We start from the raw sequence: 10,466 nt of genomic DNA, 5'->3' as shown, positions 1-10,466 counted from the left end.
ATTTTCAAAAATGCTTGACATATTTTTTTAGATTTGTGCGTTACCATCTATATATTGAACTTAAACATCTCTATACTCATTTCAATAAAGTTCAAAATATTTTCCTTGATTTTATAAGTTGAATAGAACTAAATAATTGCTAGTTCTATTCAACTTATATATAATTGTACAATAAAATATTTTACTTAGCTAAAAGTATCATGATCATCTTCTGTAATATCATTTAATACTTCCCCAGCTTCATTTTCATAAGCTCTAGCTTGTGATAAATCTTTTAGTGAAATTATACCAACTACGTTCTTATCTTCTACAACAGGGATTCTTTTCACTTGATTATGTGACATTAGATCAGCTACATCTTTTACATTCATGTCAGGTGTTGCAGTTATAACATCTTTTGACATGATGTCTTTACACTTTGCATCTTGAGCATTAATATCTTCAGCTATAGTCTTTAAAACGATATCTCTATCAGTTATAATTCCGACAAGCTCATTATTTTCTTCTACAGGTACTGAACCCACATCTTCATCTCTCATTTTTCTTGCAGCGTCTTTGATTGATGTATTTTCATTAACGGAAACTATGTCAGATGTCATTATTTCTTTAGCTTTCATGTTAAGTCACTCTCCTTCTTATAATCTACACATTTATTATTAGAAGAAAAGTAATATAATATACAGAAAGTTAATTATAACCTAATCAATTATGTAACTACACTATTGTATCTAAAGAATTGTAGATAAAATGAACATCCATAACGTAAAAATCTCCAATTAAGCTCATTCACTTAATTGAAGATTAATATTATCGCTATATTCTTATCCCATGACTCTTATAGATTGGAACAGTAAACATTATTCCTTTTCCTGCTTTATCCGTATTCAAGTCAAGGATTATTTCCATTTCATCCATTACATTTATTGCTGCTTCTTCATTGGGAAGTGCAACAAAAACAGTCTTATTATATTTTTTATTATCAGCATTATTCATGTAATTAAACATTTTAGGTGATATTTTTGCACCGCAATCTTCTATTGCTGATAATCCAAATGTATCAACTACAGTATATCTAGATATTCCTATTTGTGATAACTTTTTTTTGACACTTTTGGCTTTTTTGATATCATTTATAACTATAAAAAGAATATACTTACAGTTTATCATATATCATCCTCTTTTCTTAAATAGGATTTTTTTAATAATATTCACTTTCAAATTCTTTAGCCATTACTTTTTTATTTTCTCTACTTTCAATATGACGCTGTAATTCTCCGCCTCGCATATGTGTAACAGGTAATACAAACATAATACCTTTATTAGGTTTTTTCATGTCACCACCAATTACTCTTTCTATATGGTTCATAACCAATTCAACTTGTTCTTCACGTTCAATAACAGAAAATACTGTTTTGTTATAATGAGTATCACCATCAATAGATCTCATGAAACCACCGATTACAGGTATATTATAAATATCTTTACTTATAGCTGTAGCACCCATACTATCAATGACGGTTGCCCCTCTTATACCTAATTGTTTCATTTTAAATAAAACTTCAGGTAAGTATTCAGGTTCATTTAATACAATAAACAATACGTACACACTATCACTCCTTCATGTTTTATTATCACTAAGTCCTCATACTAAGGACTGTTACTAGTCAACGATTAGTTTAAATAATATTTTATTTCTATTATATGACATTTTCTATTTAAAATATTATTATACTATTCACAATCTGAGACTTCAACTGGTTTTTCATTTTTAAATAATAATTTTAGAATAGGAGGTGTTACGATTGTTGATATAACTACTAATAAAACAACACTAGTAAAAGTTCTATTTGTGATTATCTTGCTACTCAGACCTTGATTGGCAACAATTAAGGCTACTTCTGCCCGAGCTATCATACCCACACCAACTTGCATTGATTGTTTACGACTAAAACCTGATAACCTTGCACCAACACCACAACCTACAATTTTACCTAAAATAGCAATTACTACTATTACTATTGCATAACCTATATAATTAACAATATCACTTGTTATTACTGCACTAAGTCCAATACTTACAAAAAATATTGGTGTAAATAATGCATAAGCAAATGATTGTATTTTACTAACAACACGATGTCTATATGGTGTTGCTGCAAGTGCCACACCTGCAAAATATGCACCTGTGATTGCCGCTACACTAAACATCTCAGCTAAATATGCAAATACAAAACATAAAATAATAGCAAATGTTACAATTCTATCTCTCCACACTGAACCTTGAGCAAATTTGGTAATTCCTTTTGAAATAACTATACCTGCTATAACAGCTATAACGAAGAATGATACAATTTTTATCATCAATTGTTTTATATCTGTATCTCCTGAAGGATTAACCATACCTGATACTACAGCTAATAAGATAATTCCTACTACGTCGTCAATTATTGCAGCACCCAAAATAGAAATCCCTTGTTTACTTCCTAATTGTTTCATATCTCTAAGAACTGAAACAGAAATACTAACAGAAGTTGCTGTTAAAATTGTACCTATATATAATGCAAACATTAATTGATGATGTGCATCTCCGTCAGGTAAAAAACTCTTGAAGAATAATAATGGAACCAGTGTTCCTAATCCCAACGGCAACAGTACACCACCCAATGCAATTATTGAAGCACCTTTTCCTGATGCCTTAAGTTCTTTTAAATCAGTTTCTAATCCAGCTAAAAACATTAAAAACACAACACCTATTTGTGATATATCATGTATTAACGGACTTTCACCGTTTACCAAATTAAACACCGTCGGACCAATTAAAATCCCTACTAATATTTGTCCAAGAACTGGTGGCATTGATACTTTTGAAGCCAACCATCCACCAACTGCAGCGGCTACTAATAGTATCGCCAGTTGTAATAAAAAATGATACTCTTCTGCATGTTGCATCATTGCTGCTAAATCCATTTTTTATGCCCCCTAATATAATTTTAAAATAGCACAAATTAGATTCTACTACTATTATGTGCAATATGCAATGGTAATAATGTCGAATATCACTATATTATCATCTTTTTTTTAGTAGAATATATCAAAATTTCGCCTAATCCTATAACACTTCATACTATATATGACAAAAGTGCACAATAAAATGAGTGATTAAATATATGTACAGATATTTAATCTCATTATGTTATATATAAATAGAACTATCTCACAATCTATTTCACATTTATATCACAGTGAAATAGATTATTATAAGACAGTCCCAATAATATTATATACTCTCTATATTTTTTAATTTCTTTGCTTGATCAGCTGTTATTAAACTATCAACTACTTCTTCAATTTCGCCTTCAAGTATAGCATCCAATCTATGCAATGTTAATTTGATTCTATGGTCAGTCACTCTTCCTTGAGGGAAATTATAGGTACGTATTTTTTCACTTCTATCTCCTGTACCTACTTGACTTTTTCTATTTTCAGCAACTTCTTTTTGCTGTTTTGCTTGTTCTATATCATATAATCTAGAACGAAGTACTTTTAGAGCCTTATCTTTATTTTTAAGTTGGGATTTTTCATCTTGACAACTTACTACTAATCCAGTTGGTAAGTGCGTAATTCTAACAGCTGAGTCAGTTGTATTAACACATTGCCCACCATTACCAGAAGCTCTAAAAACATCTACTCTAATATCATTCATGCTAATCTCGACAGCTACATCTTCAACTTCAGGTAAAACAGCTACTGTTACTGTTGACGTATGAATCCTACCTCCTGATTCGGTAACAGGAACTCTTTGAACACGATGAACTCCACTTTCATATTTTAACTTTGAATAAGCACCTTTACCAGTAATCATAAACACTACTTCTTTAAATCCACCAACACCACATTCGTTAAAACTTATGAGTTCAACTTTCCATCTATTGTTTTCAGCATATCTTGAATACATACGAAATAAGCTTCCAGCAAATAAAGCAGCTTCATCTCCACCAGCTCCACCTCTAATTTCAACAAATACGTTTTTATCGTCATTAGGGTCTTTTGGTAGTAAAAGTATCTTTAATTCTTCTTCTATCTGAACTATTCGTTCCTTACTTTCGCTTAATTCCTCTTTAGCCATTTCTTTCATTTCTGGGTCTTCTTCTTCTTCTAGAATAGATAAACTATCTTCTAAATTAATTTTAGTATTTTTGTATTCTTTATATTTATCAACTATGAGTGATAGATCACTATGCTCTTTCATAAGCTTACGCCATCTATCTTGTTGACTAATAATATCTGGATCATTAATCATCTCAGATATCTCTTCAAATTTACTTACAATTCCATCTAATTTACCAAACATAACTACACCTCTCTATATTGTTAGGGAATTTATAATTATGAAATTATCGCAACAAAAGCGACTATGTCGCTTCTTCTCGCAGAGAATATTTCTATCCCTTATTATTATATGCACCAGCTACAACTCTATTAATTCCAGCCAAATCTTTGTATGTTTTAATATCACCATACCCCAATGCATCCAAAATCATCTTCACATCAGCACTTTGATCATATCCTACTTCATATAAAACATAACTCCTTTTCTTTGTTCTCTTTTTAACTTCTTTAGAGATTTCTCTATAAAAATATAGTCCATCTTCTCCGCCATCCAAAGCTCCTAAAGGTTCATGTTCTTTTACTTCAACCATTAACCCACTTATATCCTTACTTCTAATATAAGGTGGATTGGATATAAAAAGCTGATAATCACAATCTTCGTCTACATTCTCAAATAGATTACTTCTAACATATTGTATTCTATCAGTTACATCATTAATAGTTGCATTATCTTCCGCAATTTTAAGTGCTTCATTAGATATGTCCACTGTGGTAGCCATAACATCTTTACAATTATAACATATGCTTATTGGTATACATCCCGTACCTGTACCAATTTCTAGTATATTAGTTATATTGTTTTCTCTAATATACTCTATTGCCTTTAATACAAGAACTTCTGTATCTTGTCTGGGAATCAATACATTCTCATTAACTTTAAATGTTAATCCCATGAATTCTTGATATCCAATTATATATTGAAGGGGTCTACCCTTAGCTCTCATCTCTATTAGATTAATATACAAATTATATTTTTCATCAGATATTAATTCATTACTATTGATTATAGTATATACTTTATCAACCTTAAGTACATGTTCTAGTAAAAGATTAACATCTAATCTGGCATCAACAATATTATTATGTGATAAAATCTTAAGTCCGTCATCCAGTGCATTCCTTATGGTCTTCTTCATCAGTAACTAAGACCCCTTTCAAAGAAGCGATTGCAACTTCTATCTGTGAACCATCTGGCTCTCTTGTTGTTAATCTTTGTAGCCATAATCCTGGTTTTGAAATAATAGCTGCAATTTTTGATTCCGATCTACCTAACCATTTTATAATCTCATATGATAATCCAGCTATTAATGGCAAGCACAATATTCTTACAGCGAATCTTAACCAAAATGTTCTAACGTCAATAATCATCAATACCAATATACTCATAAGAACCACGATAAGCAAGAAGTTAGTACCACATCTCTTATGATATCTTGATTGTTTTTTAATATTTTCAACAGTCAATTCTTCTTCGTGTTCTAGACAATTTATTGATTTATGTTCTGCTCCATGATATTGAAAGACTCTTTGTATATCTTTCATCAATGATATTATTTTCAGATACGCTAGAAAAATAATAACTCTAATCACACCGTCTACCAAATTAATTAGACTCTCATTAGGTAATTTATCTTTTACTAACTGAGATAATCCTAAAGGTAATAACACAAATAATCCCATTGCCAATATTATTGACAGCACAACAGAAAAGCCTACTACAACTTTATCTAATTTATCTCCAAATGTTTTAGTTAGAAATCTGTCAAATTTACCTGGTTCTTTTTCATTCTCATCTTCTACTTCAAAAAATTCAGCTGAATAAGTAAGAATTTTCATTCCTATGACTAATGATTCTACAAATGCTAACATACCTCTAAATATGGGTAGTTTAAAAAGCTTTACTTTCTCGGAAAAACTAGTATATTCTCTTTTATCAATTATTATTTCTTTATCTGGTTTTCTAACAGCAACCGCATAGGTGTTTTTGTTTTTCATCATAACACCTTCGATAACAGCTTGACCGCCTATATCTACTGGTTTCAATTATATCACTTCCATATTATATTATTTTTAAAACTTCTTAAATTATAACATGTAATCTTTTTTTTATCTACTTTTTTAATTTTACTATATAATGTTAAAAGAAGTTGAGGATAATCCTCAACTTCTTTGCTAACTATTTATTCTCTTCTTGATTCATACCGTACTTACGGTTGAATTTATCTATACGTCCACGAGCAGAAAGTGCCTTTTGAGTTCCAGTATAAAATGGATGACATTTTGAACAAATTTCAACGTGAATACTTTCTTCTGTTGAACCTGTAACAAATTCATTACCGCAGTTACATTTAACGTTAGCTTGATGATATTTTGGATGAATTCCTTCTTTCATTTGTTTCACCTCTTTCAAATATTAGCCTTAATATTATATGCCGACATAAGTCGAACTTATATTTTAAAACAGCTTTTATATTATAACACATGAAATTATAGGATGCAATACTTTTCCTGTTGTTTTAATTAGTTTGTAGATTTATCTATATTTATCTAGTAAATTATTGTTAATAGTATTACAGAAATCATTATTATTCTTAGATTTCACAAAAACTTTTAGTATACTTTCAGTAACTTCATCTGAACGCATATTGCTACTAGCTTTTCTCAATCTATAAATAGCATCCATTTCATCTTTTGTATAAAGTAAATCTTCTCTTCTTGTACCAGATTTGGCAATATCAATTGCAGGGAAAATCCTTTTTTCAGATAATTTTCTATCAAGAACCAATTCCATATTACCTGTTCCTTTAAATTCTTCAAAAATAACTTCGTCCATCTTACTTCCTGTTTCTACAAGTGCTGTAGCAAGTATTGTAAGACTTCCTCCTTCTTCGATGTTTCTAGCTGCTCCAAAGAATTTCTTAGGCATATGAAGTGCTGCTGGATCAAGACCACCAGATAAAGTTCTTCCACTAGGCGGAATAGTTAAATTATAAGCTCTAGCAAGTCTCGTTATGCTATCAAGCAATATATATAAATCTTTTTTCTGTTCAACCATTCTCTTAGCTCTTGCCAACACCATTTCTGAAACCCTTTTATGATGTTCAGGAAGTTCGTCAAAAGTAGAATATATGACCTCTACATTCTCACCATTAATAGAACGTCTTATATCTGTTACTTCTTCTGGTCTTTCATCAATTAATAGAACTATTAGATGAGAATTAGGATGATTTGTTGTTACAGCATTCGCAATTTTTTTGAGTAGTGTTGTTTTACCTGCTTTTGGAGGTGCTACAATCATACCCCTTTGCCCTTTACCAATAGGTGCAACAAAATCAATTAGTCTGGTGGAATATTCTGAAGAGATAGTTTCAAGACGAACCCTTTCATTAGGGAATATAGGTGTTAAGTCTTCAAAATTAGGTCTTTTGGCAGCATTGGCAGGTGAATCGCCATTTACAGACTGGACATATAGTAATGCTCTGAATTTTTCATTTTCTTTTGGTACTCTTATATTACCAATTATTAAATCTCCAGTCTTTAAACTAAATCTTCTAATTTGTGATGGTGACACATAAACATCATCTTCACCTGGCAGATAATTAGCACATCTAATAAAACCGAATCCATCTGGTAATACTTCTAGTACTCCATAAGCTATTTCACCACTATTTAAATCTTGGAAATCTGAAGGTACAGTTTTTTTAGGCTTACTCTGTACTTCTTTTTTAATTTCCTTGTCATTTTCATTAGATTCTTTATTTATATCTTTTTGAACTTCATTATTATTTTCTATTCTATTTTGCTGTTTTTTATATTCTGTCTTTTGCGGAACAGTTTTCTCATTATTCACAGACTGTTCTATTTTTTGTTCTACCTTCGGTACTTCTTTCTGTTCCTCTTTTTCGAGTTTAGGTTGTGTTTTCATTATTTGCTTCTTATTCAAGTTAGTTTGTTCTTTTACTTCTTTTTGTTCTGGTTCTACTTTATTCTGTTGTTCTTGCACTACCTTTTGTTCCTGTTTTTCTTCTTCTTTTCCTTGTTGTTTAGCTTCAACTTCTGTAAGAATTTGCACAAGCTCTGCTTTCTTGAATGTTGTAACACTTCTAATGCCAATTTCTTTTGCTTTCTTTCGAAGCTCAGCTAAAGTGAATTTTTTGAAATCTGTACTCATTAGAGCACCCCTTCCGTTTTTAATTAATTATTACTCCAACCGAAACTATGTAAATATTATATCAAATATGTTATATTAGTTAGACTTAATTTATTAATAAAAATTTTCCAATAAAATTTATACCAAAGTTTGTCCCATGATGATTATTTACAATATAATAACAAACCATCCATTAATTAAATTAATTACTATCGAATTATTTAATCTATAATATACATTTTATATTGGGAATAATAATGATAAGTCATATGAAATATAAATTGGATATGCTTATATTGAATTTACTTTTCCAAATAATTCAATTCAATATAATGTCTTAGTTTTAAGCAATGTCATAGTCTCAACAGCCTATATTAGTATATTAAATTGTTTCTTATATATTCAAAGCAATTTTATACATTATATCTATTATACCATAAAAAAATGGATTAACATATTTTTATGATAAATTTTTTATTTTTTTGATTTATGTGGGCTTTTTGTAATATTTCTTTCCCTGTAACTAACATTAATTATCCTCCTAATTTGTCTACGTTCTTTATTATCAAAAATTATTTCTACCTTAATAATATTCTATATTTGATATTCAAGTTATTTTATCATAAATACATATAATATTGCAAATAATTCTATGCCAAAATAAGTGATGCAACTCTGAAAAATATTAGTAATGTTGTCACATCAACAATGGTAGTAATCATAGGACTTGCCATTATTGCCGGGTCAAGTCTTAATTTCTTAGCTACTATTGGAAGTGTTCCACCAATAATGGCTGCAAAAGCAGTCGTACATATTAGTGTCAAACCTACCATTATTGCTTTTGATACATTTCCATCTGTAAAATATATTCTAATACAATTCAATATACCCAGTGTAGTTCCAACCATCAAACCTACTCTTATCTCTTTCCATAAAACACGGAATAAATCAAGAAACTTTATTTCTCCTAGAGTTATACTACGTATTACTAATGTAGCTGATTGAGCACCTGCATTACCTCCTGTAGACATGAGCATAGGAGTATATATTGCTAGTGCAAACTGCATTATCAAATTATTGTTATTATTCATTACCATTTCAGTTAAATATGCTGAAAACATAAGTATTACCAACCAAGGCAGCCTTTTTTTTGCTAATACTAACACAGAAGCATCTAGATACTCTAGATCAGTAGGTTCTATAGCAGCCATACGTTGAAAGTCCTCTGTTGTTTCCTCTTCAATAACATCCACTATATCATCAATTGTAATTATACCAACTAATCTATTTTCATTATCAACTACTGGTAATGATAGAAAATTATATTTTTTGAATACTTCTGCAATAAATTCTTGGTCATCATGGGTATTTACAGATATGGCACCCGTTTCCATAATATTAGATATAATAATTTCTTTGTCATTTAGTACCAGATCTTTTAGAGATATTATTCCTTCTAGAGTTCGTTTTGAACCCGTTACATAACTTGTATAAATAGTCTCTTTATCAAGACCAATACGTCTTATTTGATCCATAGCTTCATTAACAGTCATTTCTTTTTTTAGTCCTACGAATTCAATAGTCATAAGACTACCAGCGGAATCTTCAGGATAATTCAAAAACTGATTGATAAGTCTACGTTCAATTACCGTAGAATGCTGTAATATCCTATTGACTAAATTAGCGGGTACTTCTTCAATTAAATCTATTTTGTCATCGAAATTCAATTCATTAATTATATCTGCAAGTTCCTTGTCACTAACTAAAGAGGAAATTTCTGATTGTCTTTCAACATCGAAAAAAGAAAAGACTTCTGCCGCAACTTCTTTGGGAAGAAGACGAAAAATCAATAAAGAATCTTTTATTTCTATATCTTCAAGTAATTCAGCTATGTCAGCCTCTTGGAGGACTGATAATTCATTCCTAATCTTAGATAATTGTTTATCCTTTAATAGTTCTATTAGTGTTTTTAAATCCATATAGATCCTCCCTTTATGTATCCTACCATAAATAAAACACAAAAGAGATAAATGTTATTAACGCTCTTGGCTTAGAGATGGTAGATAATATTTAATTTTATTATGATAACTGCACCCAGGTCCTGCGTCCATGCTACCATCTCCTTTCCAAGTTAAGTTTATTTTCA

Annotated in this window: 10 protein-coding genes; all 10 read right to left on the bottom strand. The window is 30.1% G+C overall.

Going from position 1 to position 10,466, the window contains the following annotated elements; translation table 11 throughout:
* Window positions 1-185: 185 nt before the first annotated feature.
* Window positions 186-617 (bottom strand): CBS domain-containing protein, encoded by a 432-nt coding sequence (locus ACX6CF_RS20265; protein ID WP_458787189.1) that lies wholly within the window; start codon window positions 615-617, stop codon window positions 186-188.
* A gap of 196 nt (window positions 618-813) precedes the next feature.
* Window positions 814-1,167: a hypothetical protein gene (locus ACX6CF_RS20260; RefSeq protein ID WP_458787188.1), complete on the bottom strand. Its 354-nt coding sequence runs from the start codon at window positions 1,165-1,167 to the stop codon at window positions 814-816.
* A gap of 31 nt (window positions 1,168-1,198) precedes the next feature.
* The gene (locus ACX6CF_RS20255) at window positions 1,199-1,606 is read right to left on the bottom strand and encodes a hypothetical protein (RefSeq protein ID WP_458787187.1); all 408 of its coding nucleotides are present in this window, start codon (window positions 1,604-1,606) and stop codon (window positions 1,199-1,201) included.
* 125 nt (window positions 1,607-1,731) lie between these two features.
* The gene (locus ACX6CF_RS20250; protein ID WP_458787186.1) at window positions 1,732-2,967 is read right to left on the bottom strand and encodes a cation:proton antiporter; all 1,236 of its coding nucleotides are present in this window, start codon (window positions 2,965-2,967) and stop codon (window positions 1,732-1,734) included.
* A 310-nt stretch (window positions 2,968-3,277) separates the two neighbouring features.
* The gene (gene prfA / locus ACX6CF_RS20245) at window positions 3,278-4,351 is read right to left on the bottom strand and encodes a peptide chain release factor 1 (protein WP_458787185.1); all 1,074 of its coding nucleotides are present in this window, start codon (window positions 4,349-4,351) and stop codon (window positions 3,278-3,280) included.
* Between the two features lie 91 nt (window positions 4,352-4,442).
* The gene (prmC, locus tag ACX6CF_RS20240) at window positions 4,443-5,306 is read right to left on the bottom strand and encodes a peptide chain release factor N(5)-glutamine methyltransferase (RefSeq protein ID WP_458787184.1); all 864 of its coding nucleotides are present in this window, start codon (window positions 5,304-5,306) and stop codon (window positions 4,443-4,445) included.
* On the bottom strand, window positions 5,275-6,213 hold the full coding sequence (locus ACX6CF_RS20235) for a DUF1385 domain-containing protein (protein WP_458787183.1): 939 nt from the start codon (window positions 6,211-6,213) through the stop codon (window positions 5,275-5,277). The genes prmC and ACX6CF_RS20235 overlap by 32 nt, the downstream gene beginning before the upstream one ends.
* Window positions 6,214-6,346: 133 nt before the next feature.
* The gene (gene rpmE, locus ACX6CF_RS20230; RefSeq protein WP_458787190.1) at window positions 6,347-6,562 is read right to left on the bottom strand and encodes a 50S ribosomal protein L31; all 216 of its coding nucleotides are present in this window, start codon (window positions 6,560-6,562) and stop codon (window positions 6,347-6,349) included.
* Window positions 6,563-6,703: 141 nt separating this feature from the next.
* Entirely contained in the window at window positions 6,704-8,341 is a 1,638-nt protein-coding gene (gene rho / locus ACX6CF_RS20225) for a transcription termination factor Rho (RefSeq protein ID WP_458787182.1), read from the bottom strand.
* 629 nt (window positions 8,342-8,970) lie between these two features.
* Entirely contained in the window at window positions 8,971-10,299 is a 1,329-nt protein-coding gene (mgtE, locus tag ACX6CF_RS20220; protein ID WP_458787181.1) for a magnesium transporter, read from the bottom strand.
* Window positions 10,300-10,466: the final 167 nt, after the last annotated feature.

It is taken from the genome of Vallitalea sediminicola, from assembly GCF_054408565.1.
This window is presented reverse-complemented; position numbering and strand designations above follow the sequence as displayed.